Here is a 23,971-nt window from a genome sequence, read left to right as displayed (position 1 = left end):
CGTAGGCCCGGACCGCCGTGGATGCGGTCCGGGCCTACGGTTTCACACGGCCGCGGGGGTCGGCCGGGTCCTGCGGCGGATCAGCAGTACTTGAAGGAGCTGATCTTGTCGTTGATCCACGACGGGAGGGAGGGCCACCGTTCCCAGGGGCCGATCCTGAACTCCAGGCCGCCGTAGTCGTTGTTCTCGTAGAAGCAGATGCTGCTCCCGGTGTTGTTCACCACCGACGACGTGACGTCCTGCATCCCCGTCCACAGGCCGTTCTTCCGTTCCAGCTTGCCCATGTCGCTGATGTTCTGGTCCGAGGCGATCGCCGGGAACTTGCCGGTGGAGCCCGTGTTGCCGACGTAGCTGTTCTCGGTCCACAGGCAGACGTAGTTGGTGGGGCACGCGCCGGCGCCCTGACCGATGCCGAGGATCGTGTTGGCGCTGGCGGAGCCCGACACGGTCACGACCAGTCCGACGGCGGCGGCCGCGCACAGGCCGAGCCTGGTCATCTTCTGGGAAAGCTTCATGACGATCCGTTCAGGTCGAGGTGGGGAGTCGAGGTGGGGGTCGAGGCGATGGGGGGTCAGCAGTACTTGAAGGAGCTGATCTTGTCGTTGATCCACGATGGGACGTAGGGCCAGTGCTCCCCAGGGCCGATCTTGAACTCCAGGCCGGTGTACCAGTTGTTCTCGTAGAAGCAGATGCTGCTCCCGGTGTTGTTCAGCACCGACGAGGTGATGTCCTGCATGCCCTTGTCCCCACCGGAGCTGCGCTTCTGGAGCTTGCCCATGTCGCCGGTGTCCTGGTTCGACGCGAAGGAGCCGAACTTCGCGTCGTTGATGGTCCCGCCCCGGATGAAGTTGGCCTCCGACCACAGGCAGACGTAGCCGTCGGGGCACGACCCGGCCCCGTGGCCGATGTCGTAGACGTTGGTGGCGCTCGCGGAGGTCGCCCCGGTGACGATCAGGCCGACGGCGGCGGCGGCGGACAGGCCCAGCTTGGCCAGGTTCCTGGAGAGCTTCATGACGATCCGTTCAGGTCGAGGAAAGGGGAAGGAGGGGAGGGAGGAAGGGAGGGGGCAGGTCAGCAGAACTTGAAGGAGCTGATCTTGTCGTTGATCCACGACGGGACGGAGGCCCACTTCTCCCGGGGGCCGATCTTGAACTCCAGGCCGCCGTAGTTGCTGTGCTCGTAGAAGCAGATGCTGCTCCCGGTGTTGTTCACGACCGAGGAGGCCTCGTCCGCCATGCCCTTCCAGCGCCAGAGCTTGCTCTCGTACTTGAACGCCGCCAGGTCCGGGGTGTTCTCGTTCGCGCCCACGGCCCCGTAGTCGACCCCGCCCTTCGGGTTCCCCACGATGTAGTTGTTCTCGCTCCACAGGCACACCCAGTTGGCGGGGCACTTGCCGGGACCGGTCTCGATCGAGGTGAGGATGTCGGCGCTCGCCGTCGTCGTCGTGGCGGCGAGCACCCCGGCCACCGTGGCGGCACCCACCGCGAGCCTCGTCGCCAGTCGCCGCAGGTTCATCATGATGGTCTCCTCTGCTCTTCAACTGCCCAGGGGGCGCTCCGACGTTCGTTCGCGGAGCAGCACCACTGTGGCGGCGAGGGCAGGCGGGACGCATCGGTCATCCGACTGCATGGGGAACCGGCGCCGGCGACCTAAGTCGGCGACCTGGCCGGACCGTAGGCGTCCGGGCATAGGTAGCGCGGCCCGCGGACGCCGACGGGGCCCGGACCGCGGTGGCTGCGGTCCGGGCCCCGGGCTTTCCGTTCCCCGGCTGCTTCGGCTGCTTCGGCTACTTCAGCAGGAAGTCGTACACCGCCTGCCGTCCGGCCGGGTTCGCCGCCCGGTTCTGCACCGAGTGCGCCGCACCCGGCACGATCACGATCTGCGGGTCGTGCGCCAACTTCGCCTGCTCGTAGAGCAGTTCGTACGGCGTCGCGATGTCGCGGTCGCCGCCGAGCAGCAGCACCGGCACGTCCGGCAGCCTGCGGTGCGCCGGCGGGATCGGCGGCACCGGCTCGCGCGGCCAGTCCAGGCAGACCAGGAGGCTGCCGAGCCCGGTCGCGGTCGCCGGGTCGTACGGCCAGGTCTGCTCGGCGGTCAGCCGCTGCCGGGTGCGCTCCAGCGCCGCCGCCCGGCCCTCGACGGGGGTGTCGGTGCTGCCCCACGGGAAGCGCGCGTCCGCGCAGACGGTGGCGGAGTGCAGGCCCTGGCTCAGATCCTCGGCCGGTGCGGCGTCGACCACCTGGTGGACGAGGTCGAAGAGGTCCTGGAGCTTGGCGGGCTGCCCGGCGGCGGCCTCGTGCAGCGCCTCCGGGACCCCGCCGAAGTCCGGGTCGATGAACTCGTAGCCGGTGAGCGCGCTCAGGACCTGCACCCCGTTGCCGTACCGGCGGACGGTGGCGGCGAGGTCGGCGGCCGGGTCGGTGGTGCAGCCGGTGGCCTGGCAGGCGGCCCGCAGCACCCGGGCGGTCGCGGGCATCGCGGCCAGGTCGAGGGGGTCGAAACCCCCTGGCGGCGCCACCGAGTCCAGCACCAGGCGGGCCACCCGGGACGGGTGGGCGAACGCGTACCGCTCGGCGACGATGGTGCCGTACGAGACGCCGTCCAGGGTCAGCCGTCGGGCGCCGAGGGCTCGGCGCAGCAGGTCGATGTCGGCGACGGTGTCGGCGGTGCTGTAGAAGCGGGCGTTCGGGCCGAGGGCGGCGGCGCAGTCGGCGATCGACTGCTTGCGCGGCACGGCGAGGTCGGAGGAGCCCATGTCCTCCTGGAGGCCGGGGCACTGGAGCGCGCCCCGGCCGGTGCCGCGCTGGTCGTACATGACCAGGCGGTAGTCCTTGAGGACGGGCTCCAGCTTGCCCGCCATCTGCCGCACCGTCGGGACGCTGGCCTGGCCGGGGCCGCCGGAGAGGAACAGCAGGTCGCCTTTGGGGGCCTTGGTGTTGCCGCTGATGGCAACGGCGAGGTCGAGGGTGCCGGGGACGGCGCCGCTGTGGTCGAGCGGGACGGTGAGGGTCCCGCAGGTGAACTCGGGCGCGTCCGGACAGGGTGCCTGCCCGGTGATCCCGCCGCCTGGCCTGTCCGTGGCGGCTGCGGGGGTGGCCAGGGTGGTGCCGGCGACCACCGCGACGGCGCCCAGCAGAGCGGCGATGCGGCCGCGCGTGCTCGTCATGTGAGTCCTTCCGCTCGCACCGCGCCCGTGCGACGCGGTCACGGAAGCAGCCTGCGCCCGGGACGGCGGCGAAGGCGAGCACCCGAGCGGGATTCGCCCGGGGAGCGAGCCGGAAGTCCCCGGACGGCCCCCTGTTGCCGATCAGCCCTGACGCCACACCTGTCAACTGGTCAACGGACCGGCATGACCCCCGGATGCCCGTCCTCCCCCTCACCACCACCCACGCCTGCACCTGGGAAGATCTTTTCTTAAATTATTACAAATCATGACATTATCGGCCGTGTATGACTTCCGTCCGGCGAGCGCGACCCACCGCCGACGAGACTCGCCGTGTCAGAGGCCGCGGCTACGCTCCCGACATGGCTTCCTATACGAATGACCCGCTGCACCAGAAGCTGGTCGCTGTCCTGATCCCCCTCCTGCGCCGCACGTGCCCGGCAGATGCCGGCGGCTACGGCGGGTCGTACGAGCTGCGCCTGACCGCCCAGGAGGCCGAGGAACTCGGCGGCGTCCCCCTCATCCGATCGGCAATGCGCAAGGCAGCGCGCGAACTTGGCTGGTCAAAGCTGCAGACCTACGGCATGGGCCCCACGGGCGACATGGCGCTGGCTGGTGTCGTCGATGAGCGACAGATACCCGAGGAGTTCACAACCGTCGTCGAACGGCACCGGCTGGACAAGCAGCGAGCCGCCGCCGAGGCGGCCTGGCAGCTCGTCGCCACCGGCCGGCCGCATGCGGTACGCGGTTCGGCCTTCGTGACCACCCAGGAGTTCCGGGCCGCATACTCCGCGGCCGACCACGCCTGATCCGTGCCGCCCACTGGCAGGCCAGGAGCCGGCATGAGTCGGCAACGCCGCTCATGAGCGAGTTCCACGGCCTCGTCTATGAACAGTTGCTCCGAGGCCACGCGCACGGGGTCGACGGGAACCGTCAGTCGAGGCTGTGTGGCGTCGCCGACCGCTCGACTCGGCCTCCTGGTTTCCCGGGCGACCGGTGCCCGTGAGCTCGGAACTCAAGCTCGTCACGGTGCAATCGCACCCGGGCAGCTCGCCAGGCGGTATCGAAATCGATCTGCTCGGAGGCCGCCCGGGTGAGGCGCCAGGCGCACCAGCTAGTCCGTGGGGCGAGCAACCAGCGCAGGAGGGTGGTTCTCATCTCGCCGGCTCCGGCCGGTCGGCCTCCTCCGCCGACTCGGCACCGTCGTGGATGTCGAGGGCCTCTTCAAGCTCGGTCGCAAGGTCGCCGTGGCCGGCAGTCCTCATGTAGTCGGACGTGAAGGTGACGAGCAGCCTCCGCTGATGCAGCTGGTCGAAACGGGAGAAGAACGTGCGCAAGATCTCCAGAACTTGGAGATCGGTCGGATCAGTGGACGGTTTGCGGGCGGTCGCGAGCAACTGCGACAGACCGGCCAGAGCCTTGGTGAAGTGGGTCCTGGAATCCTCATCGGTCAACTTGAAGTCTTTGAGATGATCCGCCCACGTTCCCGTGTCGGGCATGGTCAGAGCTGCGGCCAGGATCGCCGGGTCGGCAAGCGCGAGGGCGCGAGCTCTGGCCGCCTGGAGGAAGACGGCGTCCTCCACTCCCTGATTCTGGCGGGCGCGCATCACTGCAGCAGTAGCTTCGGTGGCGGCGCGGTCCAGAACCACGGTGGCCTCGGCCCTCAGGACGTGATCTGGGTATCCGGCCAACGGACGCGGACCTGCCAGATGGTCGGCCAGGGCATCCCTCGCACCTGGCAGGTCGGCCGGATCCAGCTGAGCGGCGGCATCCACTGCCGCTCTACGAAGCGAAGTGCGGATGAGCCGTGCGAGGGCCGGTCTGTCGTATCCCGGCAGGTGGTCGGGGTACGCGGTGGCAGTGATCTCCGCAGTGAAGGCGATGTCCGGGTAGCAGGTGGGCAGGACGGCAGGGAACGCGGTCACCTCACGCCGCAGTGCCCGCCGCTGCGCACGGGTCGCGCCGGGCTGGCTCACGATGGCTCCGGCCGGGCGGCCGGGAAGCGCCGGCTGATCAACCGCCGGCGGAACTCACGCATGGCCTTCGTCTCGGCATCGATCTCACGGCCAACGACGATGGCCGCAACCGGATCGAGTCCGATGCGACCGCTGACAATCCGCTCCACGAGGTCGAGAACCTGCTCGCCCGGCAGAGAGCCGTCGATACTGGCCTCGGCCCAGGCCGCGAGGGTGCTCTCACAGGTATGAGCGAGGGCCTTGTCTGGCAGGGTGTCATTCCATCCTGCGACGATCTTGTCAGTGACGGACTCGTCGTGGCGCGCTGCGGCAAGCAGGAGCTCCGTCGGGTACGGATCGGCGGTCAGGTCTGCCAGGGCGAGGAAGGCCCGTCGGCCAGCGCGTGACCTGCTGGCCCTGCCGGGTGTGCTGCTGTCCGGTGGTCCGATCCAGTCATTGACGGCTGCCCAGGTCAAGGCCAGCTTGCCGTGCTCGCTCACCAACGCGCGCAGCGCCCTTCCCGCCTCGCCGTTGGCCTGATCGTCAGCGTCCCGAGCGAGGATGTGCCGGAGGCGTACCAGAGCTTGACCGGGAAATCTCGCGGCGAACGTGCCCTGGCACACCAGGGCGGCGACTCTGGCGACCTCTTGGTCTTTGCTCTGCGCCCAGTTCTCCCGCAGTTGCTTGCGCACCGTCGCACCGAGAACCGGATGCTGCGCTGCGGAGGAGAGCATCCGGGCAGCGGCGTCGCCACGGCTGAGCGCCGCTGGAGCACTCCGGGTGGCCGGGCTGGGCAGGACAGTGCTGTCATTGTGCTCGGCTGCCAGTTTCGCCAGCAGCTCGGCAATGGTGTCGAGCCGGTCAGCCCCGATCTCTCCCTTGGCCGTGATCCGCGCGATCCACTTTCTGATGTGGCTCTGTGCGTCGGCAAGTTCGGTCCAGATGTGCCTGAGCACCGCATAGCCGTAGCCGGGCCGGTGGGTGAAGGTCACCTTATTGTCGCTGACCTTTGCTCCTGCGTCACGCAGACGGCTTCCCAAATCCAGACCCGACAGGGCGTTGCGCACGCTGTCGTCGACTTTCTCTCCGAGTAGATCTCGGGCGGCTTGGTGCACTTGGGAGGGGCTGGCCCCTTCCAAGAGCACCGCTGCCAGGAGCAGGGCGCGGTCCTCCGGTCGTTCGACGGTCCGCCCGAAGAACCCGGTGACGTAGTCGCGCCATCCGGTGAACCGTTCGACTGCCGCTGCGAGCTCCTGCTCGCTGTCGGCTGCGCCTGCGAGCAGCCGGGCGAGTTCGGCGGCATCTGCCGGGTGCATGCCGTCAGTCACCAGCTGGGCAAGGTCCTGCTGGTTCTCCTTGGGCTCGTATCCGGACTGCAGCCGCTCGACGAGTTCCGTACGACGGTGAAACAAGCTGAGGTGCGAGCTGACCAGGTGTCGGGGTGCGGGCGGTCGAGCCTGGACTACGGCGGCCGCTTCATGTCCCATGGTGGGCCAGCCGTCGCGGCCGGCGATCACGATCAGGCAGGATCCGATCTCCGCGAGCCGACGGCCGTGGCCGCTCAGCTTCGACGGCATCTCCTTCGACCAGTCGGCGATCTCGGCGGAGACGTTCAAGAGATATCCGCAGTTCTCCCCGATCGGGAGCAGGCTGCTGTCCGGCGGGTCCCAGTCCGGCGTGATCTGCCAAAGCTCCAGCGAGGGCCTGCCCTCGCTCCGACGAGGCTTGTCCATCATGGTCAGGGCCCGGACAGCGGTGGCATAACGGCCAGTGCCTTCGTCGCCGGCCACAACTGCCAGCCCGCCTCCACGAAGGAGCACGTCACGGACGGCTTCTGCGGCGAGGACCTCTTCACCATCGCGATCGATCCTGACCCATGCCTGCCGCACCACCGAGATCACCGATGGCTCGACGGAGTGGACGGGCAGCAGTTCCTTCTCATGGATGTTGACCACGGCGACCGCGTTGGCCCCGTCGGCAGCCTGGGCCTGGACGACCACCGACCGGTGATTGCCATCAGCTCGTTGGCCCCCGAAGGACTCAAGGCCGGGCTCCTCCATCAGCCGCTCCACTGTTACCTCCTGGGCCGCGTGGAAGCGGTGATGGAGCCCTTCCCCGTACTCACGTTGCCACCAGCCTGAATGACCACGCTGTTGGTGTTCCCGTTCGCGTTCATCACCGCGCCCGCAGCCCTGCCCCCAACTCCCAGGTCAGTAAGCAGTTGCTCCAGCTCTTCAACCGCGTCGGGGTTACGCTGCAGATACATTCCAAGTTGCCAGAAGCACTGCGCCCTCAGCGCCTCCGGGTCCCCGTCACCGTTCGGGCCGCATCTCTCGCCGGCGACGTCCAGTTCTGCCAACTGCCGCTCCACCACCGCTGGTTCATCACGTCGCAGGAAACGGGCGATCTTTTCCCGGACCAAGCCCCACCCGGATCGAGCCACCTCCGCAGCCAGCGCCTCGGACGCACGCGTCGCCAGGTCCATCATGTCGATCTCGGCAGCACTCATCGCTCACCTCTCATCCGGCCCGAGACGATGGGCCACATCCCGAAAGAATGCGAACGGAGCGTGACATCACACAAGCGGAACGTGCACATCGACTGGATCCCGTCCTTGGAGGCTCCAGCGTGCCGAGTGGGCGGCCCGCACTCGTTCGAATCCTGCACACGGCACACTTCCCGACACTCACACAGTCTTCGATGGGCGCCAGGCGGATGCTGTTCGACTAGCGCGTCCCCAACCACGACCGAACGGCGAGCTCAGGCTGGCGTGAATTCGCCGTCAGACTGGAGAGCTCCACCGAACCAGCTATACCAAGGCTCCGACAGGCCCCGAGACACAGGCGCCTCCTCGCCCCCCGGCTCGAAGGGGTACGCTGCCACTCTTCCGACCGGCAGGCCGTGACGCAGCCCGGGGCGCTGCAGCGGCATTGGTCAGTAGGCCCAGGTTGAGCCGGTTCCCCGGTACTCCTCGACCGGAATCGGGTGGACATCGGGGCGCATGCGGTCGGTGTAGAGGAGGCCGTCGAGGTGGTCGATCTCGTGGGCGATGAGGCGGGCGAGGCCGAACTCGTAGGTGGCTGTGGTGATGGCACCGTCGAGGGTGGCGGCGGCGACGTCCATGCGCAGCGGGCGGGGGACCATGCCGCGGACGTCGAAGAAGCTGAGGCAGCCCTCGTACTGTTCGTCGGTCTCGTCGGAGACGGCGGTGACCTTGGGGTTGAGCAGGATGATCGGGTCGGCGTCGGCGGTCGGGGGAAGGACGAGGGCGGCGGCGCGGGGGATGCCGATCTGTGGGGCGGCGAGCCCCATGCCCTTGGCGAAGGAGTGGACGCGGCCGATGCGGTCGACGGCGGTGAACAGTTCGTCGATGACGTCCTGGGCGGCGGTGCGTTCGGCCGGTAGGTCGAAGGGCTGGGCGGGGTGGTTGAGGATGGGGGTGCCTTGCTGGATCACGCCGAGGGACTGCATCTGCTGGCTTGGCCGCACCTCGATCACCTGGTCTCCTTGGTCTGTTGCTGGTTGTCGGCGGTGGCGCGGAAGCGCCATTCGAGGCGGAAGCGGGCGTGCAGCGGTGGGTCGTCTGTGGCCCAGGCGAAGTGCCGGCGCTCGCCGTCGTCATGGCGGCTGACGGCGGTGCGCAGGGGAACGGCCTCGGCGGTCATGGAGGTCTCGGTGCCCCACACGACCGGGTCGAGGGCGCTGGGGAAGTCGAGGCGGACGGCGAGGTGTTCGGTGGGCAGGCGGACGGCGCGCTGGAACCAGTGGCCCCACTTGTCGGCGCCGACGCTGTAGGCGTACTCGATCCAGGTCGCGTCGCCCGGGTAGAGCGGGAAGCGGCCGTGCTCGTTGTCGAACAGGAGCCAGACCTCCTTGAAGGCGTCGCGGTCGTGCTTGGCCTGCCACCGCATGTCCTCGCCCTGGCACGAGGCGCTGAGCGCCAGTTCGTCCCAGGTCAGTGGGTGCCCACGGTAGTGGGCGTTGGAGCGCTCGGGTTCGCCGGGGTAGCGGTCGACGGCGATGCGGATGAGGTAGCGGGTGATGGGCTCGGCGCCCGTGTTCCGTAGGCGGCGGCGCATGGTCAACCGGTAGGTGGAGCCGTCGAATTGGAGTGCGGCCTCGTCATGTTCGACCACGATCGCGGCCCCGGAGGCGTAGGGCTGATCGGCTCGGCGAGGTGTCGGCGGGGCGGTCGGGGTGCGGCTTCGGGAGCGGGCTGCGTCGTAGTCGAGCCAGCGCCGCCAAACGGCTTTCCCGGCATTGAGGGTCTCGTCGGCGAGGCGGGCGAACTCCTCGGTCGGCTTGTGGCGGCCGGACTCCACGTGGCTGACGTACGAGGGGTCGAAGCCCATCTTCCCGGCCAGCGCGCGTTTGGAGAGGCCGCGCACCTCGCGCCAGTGGGCGACTTCGGCGGCGAACGCCTCCATGGCCTGGTCGACCGCGTCGTGGCTGGCCGTCGGTTCCATCCGCTCCGCCCCCAGTGAGTGATGAATGAACCGTGAGTGACCTTAGCTCACCATCCCGTCACGGTCCTGCCTCCGGTTGTCATTGCCCCATCGGGCCCGCACTTCAAGCGCCTGACCAGTACCAACCGCCCACCTTCCGTTCTGCCGAGAGGGGTTGGCCGTGTACGAGCCCCGTCCCGCCACCGAGGTCAGCATCGCGATCCGGCCGGCGCGGTCCTCGGCGTCATCGTGCACGACGACTTCGATTCGGCCCGACTCGGTGCTCACCCGGCGGCCGACTCGGCGCGGGACGGCGGCACCTGCGCGCAGCGCCCTTCCACTCATCGCCCTTCACGGGCTGGACTCCGAACTGGAGCGCACAGCATGGAAACCAGGAACGTGATCGTCCCCGTCCACGACGGCCCCATCGACTTGACCCGCCCGCACTTCGTGGGCGTCGGCGGCGCCGGCATGTCGGCCCTCGCCCGCCTCCTGCTGGAAAGCGGTAGCCGGGTGTCCGGCTCCGACACCGACGACACCACCGCCCTGCGCGAGCTGGAGGACGCCGGTGCCTCGGTCGCCATCGGCCACACCGCCGGCAACCTCCCCGCCGACGCCACCGTCCTCGTGTGGTCCAGCGCGGTGACCCCGGGCAACCCCGAGGTCGCCGCTGCCCGCCGCTCCGGCATCCCGGTGGTGCACCGCTCGGACGTGCTGGCCCGCGTGATCGCCGCCGCCGAGCAGTCCGTCGCCGTGGCAGGCACCCACGGCAAGACCATGACCACCGGCATCCTCAGCGCCGCCCTGGCCCACCTCGACCCCTCGTACGCCATCGGCGGCACCCCGGTCGACCACCCCAACGCCCACCAGGGCTTCGGCGGCCTCCTGGTCGCCGAGGCGGACGAGAGCGACCGCACCGCCGGCCGCTACCACCCGCAGGTCGCCGTCGTCCTGAACGTGGACGACGACCACCCCGAGCAGTACGTCGACCTGAACGACGTCCTGGACGTCTTCGAGCGACTGGCCCGCAACAGCTCCATCCTGGTCGTCTCCTCCGACGACCCGGGCGCCCGGCTGCTGATCGAGCGCCTGCAGGCGGCGCCCGGCCCGCGCGTGGTCACGGTCGGCGAGGCCAAGGACGCCGACGTGCGGGTGCTGCGCGTGCTGTGGGACGGGGCCGCCAGCCACGTCACCGTGCAGGACACGGACGGGTCGTGGCACGAGTTCACCGTGGCCGTCCCCGGGCGGCACAACGCGCTGAACGCCGCCGCCGCGTTCGCTACCGGCCGGGTGCTCGGCACCGAACCCGCCGACCTGGTGGCCGGCATCAACGCCTTCCAGGGCATCAAGCGCAGGCTCACCACCACCGGCACCCACGCCGGGGTGACGGTGCTGGACTCCTACGCCCACCACCCGAGTGAGATCACCGCCGACCTGGCCACCGCCCGGATGCTCACCGAGGGCCGGGTGATCGCGGTGTTCGAGCCCACCGGCTGGACCCGTACCGCCGCCCTCGGCGAGGAGATGGGGCGTCGGCTCGCGGCGGCCGACGAGGTCGTCCTCCTGGACGTGCACGCTTCGGTCGAGTCCCCGCTCACCGGGGTCAGCACCGCGCCGATGGCCGCGCAGGTCGTCGCCTGCGGCGGCCGGGCCCACACCGCGGGTGACGGGCGCGATGCGGCGGATGTGGTCGCCGAGCTGGCCGGGCCCGGCGACCTGGTGGTGACGATGGGCACCGGGACCGCCGGCCGCGTCGGCAGGGCGGTACTGCTGCGGTTGGCCGAGGCCCCGGCGACGGTCCGGGCCGCGTAGTCAGCCGGTGAGTCCCATGGCGTCGGGTTTGGCGAGCCGCATCGCGGCGTCCTCAAGCCCGACGCTGTGGGAGCCCTTCACCAGCACCACGTCTCCGGGCTTGAGGTAGGTCAGCAGCAGGTCGAGGGCGGCGTCGCGGTCCGGGACCAGCGTCGCCGTCACTCCGCCGTCGACCGCGCTCGCGTGAACCAGGGCGGCCTCCGCGCCGCCGACCGCGATCAGGTCCGTGACACCGTTCCGGGCCACCATGCGGCCCAGCTCCGCGTGGTGGGCGTCGGACTCCTCGCCCAACTCCCGCATCTCGCCCAGCACCGCCACCGTCCTGCGTCCGCCGCCGGCCATGGCGGTGAGCGCGGACAAGGCCACGGCCATCGATTCGGGGTTCGCGTTGAACGCGTCGTTGATCACCGTCACGCCGTCCGGCCGCTCGGTGACGTCCATCCGGCCCGGCGTCAGCTGCCGGGCACCGGTCAGCGCCTCCGCCGCCTGCCGCACGCTCGCACCCAGCCCGATCGCCACCGCGGCGGCGGCCGTCGCGTTGGACACGTGGTGGGCGCCGTACAGCCCCAGCTTCACCGGGGCGCTCTCGCCCCTGTACGTGAGGGTGAACGAGGGCCGGCCCGCTCCGTCCAGCTCGATGTCGACGGCCCGCACGTCCCCGGCCCGCGCCCCGAACGTCAGGACCGGCGCGACCGTACGCGGCGCCATCGACATGACGTACGGGTCGTCGGCGTTCAGCACCGCCAAGCCGTCGACGGGCAAGGCCTCGACGAGTTCGCCCTTCGCGACGGCGATCGACTCCTTCCCGCCGCCGAACTCGCCCACGTGCGCGGTCCCGACGTTCAGCACCAGGCCGACCTTCGGCGGGACGATCCCCGTCAGGTACTTGATGTGCCCGGCGCCGCGCGAGCCCATCTCCAGCACCAGCAGGCGGGTGCTCTCGTCCGCCCGGAAGACGGTCAGCGGCAGGCCGATCTCGCCGTTGAACGACAGCGGCGTGGCCACGGTGGTGTCCATGGTCTCCAGCACCTGGGCCAGCAGGTCCTTGGTGCTGGTCTTCCCGGCCGAGCCGGTCAGCCCGATCACCGTCGGCGCCTTCAGCCGGTCCAGCACCGCGCGGGCCAGCGCGCCCATCGCGTCCTGGACGTCCGGCACCACGATCGCCGGCACCCCGACCGGCCGGGCCGCCAGCACCGCCGTCGCCCCGGCGCGGACGGCGGCCTCGGCGAACCGGTGCCCGTCCGTGTGCTCGCCCGGCAGCGCGATGAACAGCGCCCCCGGCTCCACCAGCCGCGAGTCGATCACCCCGGGCCGGTCCACCACGGCACCCGGATCGGGGGCGTCGTGCGGAGCGCCCCCGACAGCCTCGGCGATCTCTTGCAGGGTCATGGGGACCATGGTGGCTCCGATCCGTCGACGCACCCGCCCGCTCGTCCCGGGGCGGCCTGCCCTCGACGCTAGCGGCTCCCCGACGCCCCTCCCGTCATCCGGCGCATTCCGAACCAGACTGCGACAAAAGGAAGATGAGCATGTCTGCAGCTGAACGTCGTATCGCTCTCGTCACCGGCGGCCGCTCCGGCGAACGCGACCGCTCGCTGATCTCCGGCGAGGCCGTACGTGAGTCCCTGGCCCGCCAGGGCCTGCCGCACTTCGTCCTCAACCCCACCGACGAGGACTTCGCCGACCGCGTCCGCGAAGCCGACGTCGCGTTCCTCGCCCTCGCCGGCCAATGGGCCGAGGACGGCAAGCTCCAGGGCCTCCTGGACAGCCTCGGCGTCCCCTACACGGGCTCCGGGGTCCTGGCCAGCGCGATGGCGATGCACAAGCCCACCGCCAAGACCCTCGTCCTCGCCGGCGGCGTCACCGTGCTGCCGCACATCCCGTTCCGGGGCCACGACGACCCCGAGGAAACCGCCCGGGCGTGCGTGGAGGAGCTGGGCCTGCCGGTCATCCTCAAGCCCACCTCGGAGGGCGGATCGATCGGCATGCGCGTCTTCAGGGACCTCAACTCGCTCACCGCCACGCTCACCCACGACACCCGCGGCGGCGAGTGGTTCGTCGAACCGTTCAAGGAAGGCAGCGCCGTAACCTGCGGCGTCCTGGAGAAGGACGGCGCCCTGGTCGTGCTCCCGCCGCTGGAGACCGTCCCCACCACCGCCGAGTTCTACGACCACAAGGCCAAGCGCGACCCCGCCGGCCACCGCTACCGCTGCCCCGCCCAACTCCCGGACGCCGCCCTCGCCACCATCTCCCGCGCGGCCGTCCGCGCCCACCAGGTGCTGCACTGCTCGGGCCACTCGCGCTCGGACTTCCTCGTCACCCCCGACGGCGAGGTCCACTGGTTGGAGATCAACACGCTCCCCGGACTCTCCACCCACGGCAACCTCGCCACCATGGCCGCAGCCGCCGGGATCAGCTACGACACCCTGATCCAGACCATGCTCGCCGCTGCCCGGGCGAACGGGTACCGACCGTGAACACCGCCGACCTGCCGCTGTCGGCAGCCGACATCCACGCGGCCGCTTCGCCGTGCCCGCACCCACACCGCCAACACCACCCCGCCCCTGACTCCCGCACAGGAAGTCGACCTCACCGACTTCCTGTGCAGCATCGCGGCCGGTCGGAGTGGAGCCGGGATGCTTCCGGCCCCCGGCGCGCCGAACGGCCCGCTCCGACGGCACCGGCCGGCGCACCCGTGCGGACCGGTTTCGTGTGACAACCACTCAGCCAGGCACCAAGCGTGACGCCATGGACACTTTGAGTGTCAGTGGTGACTCCTACGGTTACCGAGACACAGTCAATCGATAGGAGAAGAACATGACTTCGCCGAAGAAGCCACGCCGCAACTACAGCAGCGGCACCGTCGCCGGGCTCCTCACCCTGGCCCGCGGCGGCTGCTACTGGCCCGAATGCAAGGAGCCCACCGTCCGTATGGTCGAGGGCGATCCCATCCAGAACCTTCAGATCGCCCACATCCGTGCACTGGAGGACAACGGCCCCCGCGCCGAGCCCACCTGGTCGGAAGCCGAGCGCAACCATTTCTCCAACCTGATCCTGCTCTGCACCGTCCACCACAAGGTGATCGACGGCCCTCGCAGCGGGGCGTTCTCGGTCGAGTTGCTTCTCGACTGGAAGAAGGCTCGCGAGGCCGACGGGGTCGACGCGCTCGAAGGGCTCGGGGACCTCACCAAGGCCGACCTCGGCGAGCTCATCCGTGAGGCCCAGGCCGAGTTCGCCGAACGCCTCGGCCCGGCCCTCGACGAGTTCGCGAAGTCGGCCCCAGAACTCGCCTCCGTCCTCAAGCTGGCCACCTCCGAGTTCGCGGAGCTGCGCAACCACCGCGGCGGCGTTTCCGAAGACACCGCCATGCTCCTGCAGGATGCCGCCCGCTCGCTGCACGGGCTGGAGGACAACGCCAACACGCTCAGCCGGGCGGCACGCGACCTGAAGGGTTTGGAGGACAGCGCTTGCACCCTGGCGGATGCCGCAGACGGGCTGAAGGGCCTGGAAGGCAACGCGGCGGCGCTCGCGGCGGCCGCCCAACGGCTGCGGGGCCTGGAGAGCATCGCGAGCATGCTGGCGAGCGCCGCGAACAAGCTGGGGAACCTGGAAGGCCAGTCCTGGGAACTCAAGGAAGCCTCGCAGGAAATCAAGGAAGCCGCCAGGGAGGTTCTTCGGGCGACCGAGGCCCTGAACGAGGCACGCCGCCGCAACCGGTGACGGACGCTGCCCGCTCAGCCTCCCCGGGGCGACCGAGCCCCGGGGAGGCGCTCCGGCCCGCTTTCACGCACCCGAAGACTTCGGGCCCGCTCGTCCGGGTCCTGCCGTGACCGGTCTTCCCCAAGGAGTCGGCCCCCGCCGCGATTCGGCGGGGGCCGACTCCCGGGGCCGGAGGGTCAGTTGTCGTTGTTGACCTTGGTGTACGCCGCGCTGTAGCCGGTCGGGCAGTAGAGGGTGTCGCTGCCGTTGCCCATGTGCCAGAGGCCGTTGACGGTCGCCTGGCTGCCCTTGACGTTGTCGTTGTTGCAGACCAGCACCAGCTGCCAGTGGTTCTTGGTGGCGGTGGTCTGACAGCTCACCGAGCCCCAGTTCGTCCCCTGGGTGGTGCTGCAGTACGAGGTCGCCGAGGCGGTCGGCGCCGCCATCACACCGGCGGCCACCAGCAGTGCCGCACCCGCCCCCAGAGCCGCGATTCGACGCATGGCCTTCTCCTTTGTCGTGTCCGGACAACGTGAGCGGTCAGCATGCCGAAGATGTGATCGGTTGTATCCACCGGCGACACGACTGGCCGAAACCGGTCCTTCCGCTTGTCTACTGGGCGGTGGTGAGGAAGTCCAGGACGAGGGGGCTCGCGGTGGTGCGGAACTCCTCGAAGTAGGCGTGCCGGGCGCCGGGGAGCAGGTGCGCACGGGCGCCGGGGATGCGGGCGGCGAGCAGGGGGGCGTTGGCGGCGGGGTTGAGCCGGTCGTCGGCGCCGTGGACGACCAGGGTGGGGGCGCCGATGGCCGGCAGGAGGTCCCAGGCGTCGTGCCGGTTGCTGGCCGCGAGGTGGCGGCGGCGGGCGTGGACGGGCATGGCGGGGTCGCCGAGGGTGTGGTGCGGGCCGGGGTGGGAGTCGAGCCACCGGGGGGTGTACATCAGCTCCAGCAGGGCCTGTCGCGCGGCCTCGGGGTCGGGTTGCGCCAGGGCGCGGCGGACGTCGGCGCCGCGTTCGACGCCGTGCGGGCCGCCGGGTGAGGTGCAGCCGAGGACCAGGGCGCGCACCCGGTGCGGGTGGCGGGCGGCGAGCTGCTGGGCCACCCGTCCGCCCATGGAGGTGCCGTAGACGTCGGCCCGGTCGATGCCGAGGTCGTCGAGGACGGCGACGACGTCCCGGGCGAACTGTTCGGTGCTGTACGGGGTGTCGGGCTTGTCGCTGCCGCCGGTGCCGCGGTGGTCGAGGGTGAGGGTGGCGCGGGCGGGGTGGAAGTCGGCGCGGACCGCGTCCCACCAGTGGTGGTCGTTGGCCTGGCCGGCCAGCAGGACCAGCGGCGCCCCTTCGCCGCGCAGCTGGTAGGCGATGCGGGTGCCGTCCGGTGCCGTCGCGCGCGCCATGGTCTCCCCCTCGATCCCGGGCCGGCGGCCAGGGTATCCCCGTACTCCCGGACGGGCCCGGGGCCTCGTCCCTGACCAGGGGTGATGCGGTCGGTAAAATGCGCGCCCGGGGGATCGTGTGCGGGCGGAGGGGGATTGGCCGGTGGGTGGTTTACGGTTCACGGTGCTGGGGCCGCTGCGGGGGTGGCGGGACGGCGGCGAGCTCGTGCTCGGATCGCCGCAGCAGCGGAGCCTGTTGCTCGCGCTGCTGCTGAGGGCCAACCACCCGGTGTCGACCGGTCAGTTGGTCGACGACCTGTGGGGCGATGATCCGCCCGCCAAGCCCTCCGCCGTGATCCGGACGTACGTCCACCGCCTGCGCCGCGTCCTGGGGCCCGCCGCGCCGACCACGCTCAGCGGGGGCTACCTGTTCGCCCTGGACGCCGGCGGGCTGGACACCCACCGGATCGAGGAACTCCTCGGCGAGGCGCGGGAGCTGCGCACCGCCGGGCAGCACGCCCGCGCCGCCGCCGTGCTCCGCTCGGCGCTGGCGCTGTGGCAGGGCGAGCCGATGACCGGGCTGCCCGGCCCGTACGCCGAGCGGCAGCGCGGCGAGTGGGCCGAGCGCCGGGTGACCGTCCTGGAGTCCTGTCTGGAGGCCGAGGTCGAGGCCGGGCCGTCCGGCGAGGCCGTCGCCGAACTGGCCGCCGTGGTGGCCGAGTACCCGCTCCGGGAGCGGTTCTCCGAGCTGCTGATGCTCGCCCTCTACCGGACCGGCCGGCAGGCGGAGGCCCTGGGCGTGTACCGCGCGGCGGACCGGCGGCTGCGGGCGCAGCTCGGCGTCTCGGCCGGGCCCGGGTTGCGCGAGTTGCAGCGCCGGATCCTGGTGGCCGACGCCGCGCTCGTGGCGCCCGCGCCCACCTCGGCGTCCACGTCCTCGCCCTCGGCCACGCCCACCTCCTCGCCCGCACCGACGACGGCCCGGCCCGCGGCCGCGGCCCGCGCGCCGTACCCGGCGGCGGTCCGGCCGACCCAAGTCCCGGCCGACCTCGCCGACTTCACCGGCCGCGAGGCGCAGACCGAGGCGCTGCGGGCCGTCCTGCTCTCCCCCGGCACCATGCCCGTGGCGACGGTGTCGGGGCTGGGCGGCGTGGGCAAGACGGCGCTGGCCGTCCACGTCGCGCACACGCTGGCCGCCGACTTCCCCGACGGCCAGCTCTACCTGGACCTGCACGGGGCCGACGGCCGCCCGACCCGGCCCGAGGAGGCGGTGGGCGCCTTCCTGCGGTCCCTGGGCGTGCCGGCGGAGGGGCTGGCGCCCGGGCTCGCCGAACGCTCCGCCCAGTTCCGCTCGTTGCTCTCGGGCCGGCGGGTGCTGGTGGTCCTCGACAACGCCCGGGACGCCGAGCAGATCAGGCCGCTGCTGCCCGGCCGGGCGGGCTGCGCCGTGCTCGTCACCAGCCGGGCCAGGCTCGGTTCGCTTCCCAACGCGCACGTCGTCGAGCTGACCGCGTTCGCCCCGCAGGAGGCCCTGGGCCTGCTCGAACGGGTGGTCGGCGGGCAGCGGCTGCGGGCCGAGGCGGACACGGCCGGGGAGCTCGTGCGGCTCTGCGGCCACCTCCCGCTGGCCGTACGGATCCTCGCCGCGCGCCTCGCCTGCCGGCCGGGCTGGTCGATGGCCCGGCTGCTCGACAAGCTGGCCGGGGACCGCCGGCGGCTGGACGTGCTGCGCGCCGGGGACCTCGCCGTCGAGTCGGCGTTCCGCTTCGGCTACGACCAGCTGACGCCCGAACAGGCCCGGGCCTTCCGCCTGTTGGCGGTTCCGGAGGTGCCCGACCTGTCGCCGGGGGCGGTCGCGGCGGTGCTCGGCCTGCCCGAGCAGGAGGCCGAGGAGCTGGCCGAGTCGCTGGTCGACTGCTCGATGCTGGAGACCGCGCCGCCGGACCGCTACCGGTACCACGACCTGCTACGCGCCTTCGCCCTGCAGCTCGCCCCGGAGGGGGAAGCGGAGGCGGAGGGGGACCGGCCGGCCGCCGTCCTCACCCGCCTGGTGGCCCGTCACCACGGCGAGACCGTCGCGGCCCTCGGCCCGGCCGCCGCCCGCGCCGCCCTGCCGTTCACCGGTGCCGCCGCCCGTGGCGGCGGCTGCGGTACGGCGGCGGCCCACGGCCGCGGCGACTACCGCGGCATCGGCGCGCTGGTCGGCCAGTACGCCGCCCTCCCCGAGCCGCCCCGGCTCGACCTGGCGGCCGAACTGCTGCTCGGCTACGTCCTGTTGTGCGAGACCGGCCAGGCCGCCCGGCCGCTCGGGCACGCGGCCAAGGTGCTGCTCCACGCCGCCGTCCGCGCGGGCGACCGGACGGGCGAGGTCAGGGCCCGGCTGGTGCTCGGACGGCTGCTGACCGAGGTCGGCTCCGAACCCGCGGCCCTCGCCGAGCTGTTCAGGGCCCGCGACCTGTGCACCGCCCACGACCTGCCGGGGCCGCTGCTCGCCCTGGCCCACGCCTCGCTGGCCGCCCTGTTCGCCCAGGTCGGCCGACCGGGCGACGCCGTCGACGGCTTCACGGCGGCGATCTCGGTGTGGGAGCGGCTCGGCGACCGGCGCTCGGTGGCGGCCGAACTGCTCAACCTGGCGGGCGCGTTCACCGGGCTCGGCCGGTCCGAGGCGGCGGTGCGCGTCGTCGACCAGTCGCTGCTGATCTGCCACGAGCTCGCCGACCACGAACTCCAGGCGCTCGCCCTGGACTCGTTGGGGACGATCGCCCACGACCGCGGCGAGTACGAGCAGGCCCTGCGCCACCACCGCAACGCCCTGGCCCTGCTGCGGCCGGACGACCGGCGCCGCACCGGCCGTACGCTGCTGCGGCTCGCCGAGTCGCTGCGCGCCGTCGGCCGCGGCGAGGAGGCGGTGGCGGCGGCCGGGCGGGCGGTGGAGGTGCTGACGCTCGACGGCGACCGCCGGGGGCGGGGGCTGGCCCTGGCGGCGCTCGGCGACGCGCTCGCCGACCACGACGCGACCGAGGACGCGGCCCGGGCGCACCGGTCGGAGGCCTACGACATCCTGGCCTCCATCGGCTCCCCCGAGGCCGCCCGGCTGCGCGAGCTGATCGGCCCGGCCCGCCCCGCCGTCCGGCCGCGCCGGCAGTGGCCGTCCTGGCTGCCGGCGTGACCCGCCGGAGGTCCGCCCGGTCCGGCGAGCCGACCTGGGGGGCGCCTCCGCGGGAGGACAGGGGGACGCCGGCAGGTCCAGGGCGCGGACAAAACCGGTATCTCCGAGTGCGGGCGCCCTGGCAGACTCCCCGCCATGGCCAACTCCTACGCGCGACCGGTCCTGAGGACGGCGGACCTCGACGAGGCCCTGCGGGCCGCCGGGCGGTTGCTGGATCTCGCCGACACCCGGGAGCTCGAGGTCGACTTCGACGCGCGCGTTCCCGACGCGCGGGCCCTCGAACGGCTCCTGGGCCTCCTGCCGGGTGCCGAGTGGTGGGCCGACGGCGCCGGACACGGCTCCTCCGACAGGGGTGACCCGCCGTCGGCCCACCTCCCGGTCCGGTTGATGGGCTGGGGCATGTCCGCGGACGTGGTGCGGCCGGTCCTGGCGGCGGCGGGGGCATGCCCGGTGTCGGTCCGCTGGGACTTCTCCGGCTGGCCGGAGGCTCCCGACATCGGCCTCGGTGCCGGAGGTCCCAGGGGCGCCTACGTGACGGTCTGCGCGCATGCCCGGGACCTCGACCTGACGGAGCCGGCGGCCGACCACACGGTGTTCGTGCACGTCAAGCATGTCGAGGCCGAACGCGCCCCGTGGCTGGCGGCACAAGTCGGCCTCCAGGTGATCGGCGAGCTGGTGATGGCCCCGTGGTGACCCGGGGCCGTGGCACCGCCCACAGCGCCGCCCCGGCCCCCGGATCGCGGACGAACCCGGCGTCGTCCGCGTCGTAGTCGTACAGCTCGCCGTCGCGGCCCCGGTCGACGGCGGTCTCCGGTCGGATCCGGGCGGCGGCGGGAGGCCCGGGAGCGGGGATGCCCGGCCGGCGGCTCAGTTGAACGTCCACACCTGGTTCTGCGCGCCCGTGCAGGACGCCACGTGGGTCCCGACGCCGATGCCCTCGGACGTCAGGCACAGCTGGGTGGCGACGTTGGCGATCCGGTAGCCGCCCGGGACCTGCGCGATGGCCCAGACCTGGTTCCAGTCGGCCGGCGGGCTCGTCCAGATCTGCACCAGTCCGCTCCTGCGGTCCTGGTCCAGCACCTTGGTGAAGTTGCTGGAGGCGTTGCGCAGGTAGTACATCCCGTCGGCGACCCGGTCCAGCCGCCAGAGCTGCGCCGCCGTGCCGTTGGCGAAGTAGGTGCCGACGGTGTTGCCGTCCTGGTCGTTGGAGGAGTAGTTGTCCAGCGCGCCGTTGGTGCCGGTGATCCGCGCCTCGGCGGGCAGTTGCGGTTTGGGCTGCGGCGTGGGCTGGGCGGACTGCGTCGGGGTCGCGGGCGTCGTGGGGGTGGCCGTTTCGCCGGGGGCGGGGCGGTCGGGGGCGGCGGAGGTCGGCGCGGGCGCGGCCGGGCTCTGGCCCGCGGCGGGGGCGGGGGCCGGGGCGGCGGGCGCGGCGGGGACCGGCGCGGGCGGCGGGGCTGCGGACGTGGCGTACGGCGGGGCGGTGGCCGGTCCGGGCCCGGCGGCGGGCGCGGGGCTCTCGCCCGTGCCCGGTCCGCCCGACGGTACGGGGGCCTGCGCGGGGGCGGACGGCTGTCCGGCGGGCGGGCGGCCGGCCTCGACGAGGGCGGCTGCGCCCGCCACCGCGGACCCGGCCGCGGGCCCGGCGACGGCGGCGCCGGGCGGCGTGGCGTCCCGGCCGGGCCGTACCACCGTCGCCCCGGCGGCCCCGGCGACGCAGAGCAGCGTCAGCGCCGCCACCCCGGCCAGCGCCCGCAGGCGGCGCCCGGGGCGGGGTATGCGCCGGGCCCTCGGCGCCTGCCGGGCGACGGGCCGCTCCGGGCCCGACGGCGACACCGCCGCCTCGCCCGCCGCGAGGGCCTGGCGCAGCGCCGCGGCCATCGTCGCCGCGTCGGGCCAGCGCTCGCCGGGGTCCTTGGCCATCGCCCGCTCGACCACCGCGCGCACCGGCGCGGGCACGTCCCCGGGCAGCGGCGGGACGGGCTCCGTCAGGTGCTTGAGGATCAGTTCGAGGGCGGTCTCCCCGTCGTACGGGAGCCGACCGGCGAGGCACTCGTAGAGGACCACGCCGAGCGCGTAGAGGTCCGCCGAGGCGGTGACCGTCCCGGTGGAGGCCTGTTCCGGTGCCTGGTAGGCGGCGGTGCCCAGCACCACCCCGGGTACGGTGAACCGGGGGTCGCAGGCGGGGCCGGCGATGCCGAAGTCCGCGATCACCGTCCGGTCGCCGTTGACCATCAGGTTGGCGGGTTTGATGTCCTGGTGGACCACCCCGGACGCGTGCGCGGCCTCCAGCGCCTCCAGCACCTGGAGGGCCAGCCGCAGCGCCTCGGCCACCGGCAGGGCTCCGCGCCGCTCCAGGACGGCGCTCAGCGGCTGACCGTCGATCAGCTCCATCACCAGGTAGCCGACCGGGCGCCGGCCGGGCACGTCACCGCCGTGTCCGTCGCAGCTGTGCCCGTCGCCGCCGCTGTGCCCGTAGTCGTACACGCCGACGATGCCCGGGTGCCGCAGCCGGGCCATGACGCGGGCCTCGGCGTGGAAGCGCTCGGCGAAGCCGGGCTCGTCCAGCAGGGCCGGCTTCACCACCTTGACCGCCACCCGGCGGCCCAGGACCTCGTCCTCGGCGAGCCACACGTCGCCCATCGACCCGCCGCCGAGCCAGTCCACCAGCCGGTAGCGGTCGGCGAGCACGGTGCCGCGCAATGCTTCTCCCTGAATCGAGCCCGAGGGGGCCGGAGCGGATCCGGGGGCCGGCCCGGTCCCCTGGGCGCGCCCTGGTCCGGGACGCCCTCCGAGGATCGTGGCACCGGCTGATAGTTACTGACTTGCCATCATATGAATGATGTTCAGCTCGGGCCATCACCACCCCGCGCCCGCGGCACCACGAACGGCGGGGCGGCACCGCAGTGCCGCCCCGCCGTCCGATCAACTCCCCGGCGCCGTCGCCGGTCCGCTACACGAGCGGCCCCTGCGGGTCGTGCCCGTGGAAGGGGCGCTCGAAGAGCCAGTTGTAGAGCATCTCCCGGCAGGTCTCCGGCTGGTACGCCGGCACCTCGTGACCCGAGTCGGGGATGGACACCTGCGTCAGGTTGCCGCGCTGACGGACGAAGCCCTTGGGGTCGCCCGGCGGCTGCTGCCAGATCAGACGGGGCGCGCCGTGCCACTCCGGGTCGCGGTCCCGCATGAGCCTGTCGAGGATCTCCTCGGTGCTCCGGAAGCCGCAGGCGGTGTCGAAGTTCCCGGTGTAGAGCAGCACCTTGTAGCGCTTGGCGCCCCCGTCGCTCCTGTCGATGAGCGCGCCGTACTTGTCGGACGCGTCCGCCATGTTGTCCTCCACCAGGGCATCGGCCACCGGGCCGCTGTTGTCCTCGCACGTCCACTCGAGCCCGAGCGGCACGTGCAGGGCCTTCCTGACGGGATCGGTGTTCAGGTACGCCTTCAGCGTCTCCCAGGGCAGGCCCTTCCAGCCCCGGGCGTCGTAGATGTCGAAGTTCCCGCCGTAGGCCAGGGTCTTGTCCACCAGGGCGTTGCCGTCCTTGGTGGCCTCGGCCAGGCTGCCTTCCTTGATCTCGGCCTGGACCTTCGCGTAGTCCCGGAGCAGTTCCTCGCGCTGGCCGAGGCCGATGAACCCGGTGGTGTAGACGTAGTCGATCATGAGGCCCAGCGAGAGCTCGGGGGTGATCCAGCCGTTGCCCACCGCGATCCCGCGCAGGTCGATGTGCTGTCCCGCCTTCCGCCCGTTCTGCTTGTCGATCTCCAGGGCGATCGCCGGCACGTACTTGCCGGCGTAGCTCTCGCCGCAGACGTACAGCGGGCACTTCGCGTACTCGGGGTGCAGCTGGAAGAACTTCTGGAGCGCCTGCCAGAACATGTGGCCGAGTTCGGCCTCGTCCTCGACGTACTCGTCGTGCTTGGGGTCGTCGGAGTGGCTGTACCCGGCGCCCAGGGGCTGGTCCCAGTAGAGGAGGTGCGCCTCCTGGTTCCAGCTGGTGGTGGTCAGCGACACGGTCCCGACGGTGTCCTCGGTGATGGTCAGCGGGCCGTTCTCCAGGAAGAGCCCGATCAGCGAGGAGGCGCCGGGGCCTCCGTTGAGCCAGATCACCAGCGGTGTGGCGCTGATCAGGTCCTGCTGGTCGGCGACGGGCACGTGGGGGCTGCAGGTCTGGCTCTCGAAGAACCAGTAGAAGAGGTTGTTCTTCGCGGTGCCCGTGCCGTCGAGCTGTACGCGCCCCGCGTAGGAGCGGATCCCCAGCTCGAGGCTCTTGGTGTCGAGGAGGTTTGCCGGGATCGACGTGACGAGGTCGTCCGGGTCCATGGTTCAGTCCTTCGTTCGGGGGCGGATCAACGGGATCGACGG

The 23,971-nt window shown here is 71.9% G+C and carries 20 protein-coding genes; 6 read left to right on the top strand and 14 right to left on the bottom strand.

All coding sequences use genetic code 11. The features are described 5' to 3' along the window. Window positions 1–80: 80 nt before the first annotated feature. The 4 genes from AMK13_RS32980 to AMK13_RS32965 form a co-directional block, all read right to left on the bottom strand. Window positions 81–515 carry a peptidase inhibitor family I36 protein gene (locus tag AMK13_RS32980; RefSeq protein ID WP_074005337.1) on the bottom strand — a complete coding sequence of 145 codons (435 nt, stop codon included), beginning with the start codon at window positions 513–515 and terminating at the stop codon, window positions 81–83. Window positions 516–571: 56 nt separating this feature from the next. Next, window positions 572–1,012, bottom strand: coding sequence for a peptidase inhibitor family I36 protein (locus tag AMK13_RS32975; protein ID WP_074005336.1), 441 nt, complete (start codon window positions 1,010–1,012; stop codon window positions 572–574). A 59-nt stretch (window positions 1,013–1,071) separates the two neighbouring features. After that, window positions 1,072–1,518 (bottom strand): peptidase inhibitor family I36 protein, encoded by a 447-nt coding sequence (locus AMK13_RS32970; RefSeq protein ID WP_074005335.1) that lies wholly within the window; start codon window positions 1,516–1,518, stop codon window positions 1,072–1,074. A gap of 268 nt (window positions 1,519–1,786) precedes the next feature. Further along, a complete protein-coding gene (locus tag AMK13_RS32965) occupies window positions 1,787–3,166 on the bottom strand; it encodes an alpha/beta hydrolase (RefSeq protein ID WP_074005334.1) in 1,380 nt (459 codons plus the stop codon). 359 nt (window positions 3,167–3,525) lie between these two features. Between AMK13_RS32965 and AMK13_RS32960 the strand changes: the two genes are divergently transcribed. Further along, a complete protein-coding gene (locus tag AMK13_RS32960; protein WP_049653198.1) occupies window positions 3,526–3,972 on the top strand; it encodes a hypothetical protein in 447 nt (148 codons plus the stop codon). Window positions 3,973–4,317: 345 nt separating this feature from the next. Here the strand turns inward: AMK13_RS32960 and AMK13_RS32950 are convergent, their stop codons facing one another. The 5 genes from AMK13_RS32950 to AMK13_RS32930 all read right to left on the bottom strand — a co-directional run bounded on the left by AMK13_RS32950 (window position 4,318) and on the right by AMK13_RS32930 (window position 9,584). Further along, window positions 4,318–5,139 (bottom strand): hypothetical protein, encoded by an 822-nt coding sequence (locus tag AMK13_RS32950; RefSeq protein ID WP_049653200.1) that lies wholly within the window; start codon window positions 5,137–5,139, stop codon window positions 4,318–4,320. Continuing rightward, window positions 5,136–7,190: a hypothetical protein gene (locus tag AMK13_RS32945; RefSeq protein ID WP_074005332.1), complete on the bottom strand. Its 2,055-nt coding sequence runs from the start codon at window positions 7,188–7,190 to the stop codon at window positions 5,136–5,138. The genes AMK13_RS32950 and AMK13_RS32945 overlap by 4 nt, the downstream gene beginning before the upstream one ends. 2 nt (window positions 7,191–7,192) lie before the next feature. After that, on the bottom strand, window positions 7,193–7,627 hold the full coding sequence (locus tag AMK13_RS32940; RefSeq protein ID WP_049653206.1) for a hypothetical protein: 435 nt from the start codon (window positions 7,625–7,627) through the stop codon (window positions 7,193–7,195). A gap of 425 nt (window positions 7,628–8,052) precedes the next feature. Further along, window positions 8,053–8,616: a peptide deformylase gene (locus tag AMK13_RS32935; RefSeq protein ID WP_074005331.1), complete on the bottom strand. Its 564-nt coding sequence runs from the start codon at window positions 8,614–8,616 to the stop codon at window positions 8,053–8,055. Next, the gene (locus AMK13_RS32930; protein WP_049653211.1) at window positions 8,613–9,584 is read right to left on the bottom strand and encodes a helix-turn-helix domain-containing protein; all 972 of its coding nucleotides are present in this window, start codon (window positions 9,582–9,584) and stop codon (window positions 8,613–8,615) included. The genes AMK13_RS32935 and AMK13_RS32930 overlap by 4 nt, the downstream gene beginning before the upstream one ends. A 363-nt stretch (window positions 9,585–9,947) precedes the next feature. Between AMK13_RS32930 and murC the strand changes: the two genes are divergently transcribed. Then, window positions 9,948–11,375: a UDP-N-acetylmuramate--L-alanine ligase gene (gene murC / locus AMK13_RS32920; RefSeq protein ID WP_074005329.1), complete on the top strand. Its 1,428-nt coding sequence runs from the start codon at window positions 9,948–9,950 to the stop codon at window positions 11,373–11,375. Here murC and AMK13_RS32915 read toward each other — a convergent pair whose 3' ends face one another. Beyond that, window positions 11,376–12,773: a UDP-N-acetylmuramoyl-tripeptide--D-alanyl-D-alanine ligase gene (locus tag AMK13_RS32915; protein ID WP_049653214.1), complete on the bottom strand. Its 1,398-nt coding sequence runs from the start codon at window positions 12,771–12,773 to the stop codon at window positions 11,376–11,378. Between the two features lie 131 nt (window positions 12,774–12,904). On the opposite strand from AMK13_RS32915, the gene AMK13_RS32910 reads away from it, so the two are divergent. Together AMK13_RS32910 and AMK13_RS32905 are read left to right on the top strand one after the other, a co-directional pair. Beyond that, window positions 12,905–13,852 carry a D-alanine--D-alanine ligase family protein gene (locus AMK13_RS32910; protein WP_074005328.1) on the top strand — a complete coding sequence of 316 codons (948 nt, stop codon included), beginning with the start codon at window positions 12,905–12,907 and terminating at the stop codon, window positions 13,850–13,852. Between the two features lie 340 nt (window positions 13,853–14,192). Further along, window positions 14,193–15,095, top strand: a complete 903-nt coding sequence (locus AMK13_RS32905) for a hypothetical protein (RefSeq protein WP_074005327.1) — start codon at window positions 14,193–14,195, stop codon at window positions 15,093–15,095. Between the two features lie 176 nt (window positions 15,096–15,271). Here AMK13_RS32905 and AMK13_RS32900 read toward each other — a convergent pair whose 3' ends face one another. Further along, window positions 15,272–15,577 (bottom strand): hypothetical protein, encoded by a 306-nt coding sequence (locus AMK13_RS32900; RefSeq protein ID WP_074005326.1) that lies wholly within the window; start codon window positions 15,575–15,577, stop codon window positions 15,272–15,274. Window positions 15,578–15,686: 109 nt separating this feature from the next. Further along, window positions 15,687–16,469 (bottom strand): alpha/beta fold hydrolase, encoded by a 783-nt coding sequence (locus AMK13_RS32895; RefSeq protein WP_074005325.1) that lies wholly within the window; start codon window positions 16,467–16,469, stop codon window positions 15,687–15,689. Window positions 16,470–16,611: 142 nt separating this feature from the next. Between AMK13_RS32895 and AMK13_RS32890 the strand changes: the two genes are divergently transcribed. Beyond that, window positions 16,612–19,617 carry an AfsR/SARP family transcriptional regulator gene (locus AMK13_RS32890; protein ID WP_074005324.1) on the top strand — a complete coding sequence of 1,002 codons (3,006 nt, stop codon included), beginning with the start codon at window positions 16,612–16,614 and terminating at the stop codon, window positions 19,615–19,617. Between the two features lie 135 nt (window positions 19,618–19,752). Beyond that, window positions 19,753–20,310, top strand: a complete 558-nt coding sequence (locus AMK13_RS32885; protein WP_074005323.1) for a hypothetical protein — start codon at window positions 19,753–19,755, stop codon at window positions 20,308–20,310. Window positions 20,311–20,484: 174 nt separating this feature from the next. Here the strand turns inward: AMK13_RS32885 and AMK13_RS32880 are convergent, their stop codons facing one another. Together AMK13_RS32880 and AMK13_RS32875 are read right to left on the bottom strand one after the other, a co-directional pair. Beyond that, a complete protein-coding gene (locus AMK13_RS32880; protein ID WP_074005322.1) occupies window positions 20,485–22,317 on the bottom strand; it encodes a serine/threonine protein kinase in 1,833 nt (610 codons plus the stop codon). Between the two features lie 250 nt (window positions 22,318–22,567). Then, window positions 22,568–23,929: a S10 family serine carboxypeptidase-like protein gene (locus tag AMK13_RS32875; RefSeq protein ID WP_074005321.1), complete on the bottom strand. Its 1,362-nt coding sequence runs from the start codon at window positions 23,927–23,929 to the stop codon at window positions 22,568–22,570. Between the last annotated feature and the right edge of the window lie 42 nt (window positions 23,930–23,971).

The organism is Streptomyces sp. CB02056 (assembly GCF_001905545.1).
GTDB lineage: Bacteria > Actinomycetota > Actinomycetes > Streptomycetales > Streptomycetaceae > Kitasatospora.
This window is presented reverse-complemented; position numbering and strand designations above follow the sequence as displayed.

Bases quoted from the DNA above. Each gene is read 5' to 3' on its own strand.
- AMK13_RS32980 (WP_074005337.1), bottom strand. From the start codon at position 515: ATGAAGCTTTCCCAGAAGATGACCAGGCTCGGCCTGTGCGCGGCCGCC.
- AMK13_RS32975 (WP_074005336.1), bottom strand. From the start codon at position 1,012: ATGAAGCTCTCCAGGAACCTGGCCAAGCTGGGCCTGTCCGCCGCCGCC.
- AMK13_RS32970 (WP_074005335.1), bottom strand. From the start codon at position 1,518: ATGATGAACCTGCGGCGACTGGCGACGAGGCTCGCGGTGGGTGCCGCC.
- AMK13_RS32965 (WP_074005334.1), bottom strand. From the start codon at position 3,166: ATGACGAGCACGCGCGGCCGCATCGCCGCTCTGCTGGGCGCCGTCGCG.
- AMK13_RS32960 (WP_049653198.1), top strand. From the start codon at position 3,526: ATGGCTTCCTATACGAATGACCCGCTGCACCAGAAGCTGGTCGCTGTC.
- AMK13_RS32940 (WP_049653206.1), bottom strand. From the start codon at position 7,627: ATGAGTGCTGCCGAGATCGACATGATGGACCTGGCGACGCGTGCGTCC.
- AMK13_RS32930 (WP_049653211.1), bottom strand. From the start codon at position 9,584: ATGGAACCGACGGCCAGCCACGACGCGGTCGACCAGGCCATGGAGGCG.
- murC (WP_074005329.1), top strand. From the start codon at position 9,948: ATGGAAACCAGGAACGTGATCGTCCCCGTCCACGACGGCCCCATCGAC.
- AMK13_RS32915 (WP_049653214.1), bottom strand. From the start codon at position 12,773: ATGGTCCCCATGACCCTGCAAGAGATCGCCGAGGCTGTCGGGGGCGCT.
- AMK13_RS32910 (WP_074005328.1), top strand. From the start codon at position 12,905: ATGTCTGCAGCTGAACGTCGTATCGCTCTCGTCACCGGCGGCCGCTCC.
- AMK13_RS32905 (WP_074005327.1), top strand. From the start codon at position 14,193: ATGACTTCGCCGAAGAAGCCACGCCGCAACTACAGCAGCGGCACCGTC.
- AMK13_RS32900 (WP_074005326.1), bottom strand. From the start codon at position 15,577: ATGCGTCGAATCGCGGCTCTGGGGGCGGGTGCGGCACTGCTGGTGGCC.
- AMK13_RS32895 (WP_074005325.1), bottom strand. From the start codon at position 16,469: ATGGCGCGCGCGACGGCACCGGACGGCACCCGCATCGCCTACCAGCTG.
- AMK13_RS32885 (WP_074005323.1), top strand. From the start codon at position 19,753: ATGGCCAACTCCTACGCGCGACCGGTCCTGAGGACGGCGGACCTCGAC.
- AMK13_RS32875 (WP_074005321.1), bottom strand. From the start codon at position 23,929: ATGGACCCGGACGACCTCGTCACGTCGATCCCGGCAAACCTCCTCGAC.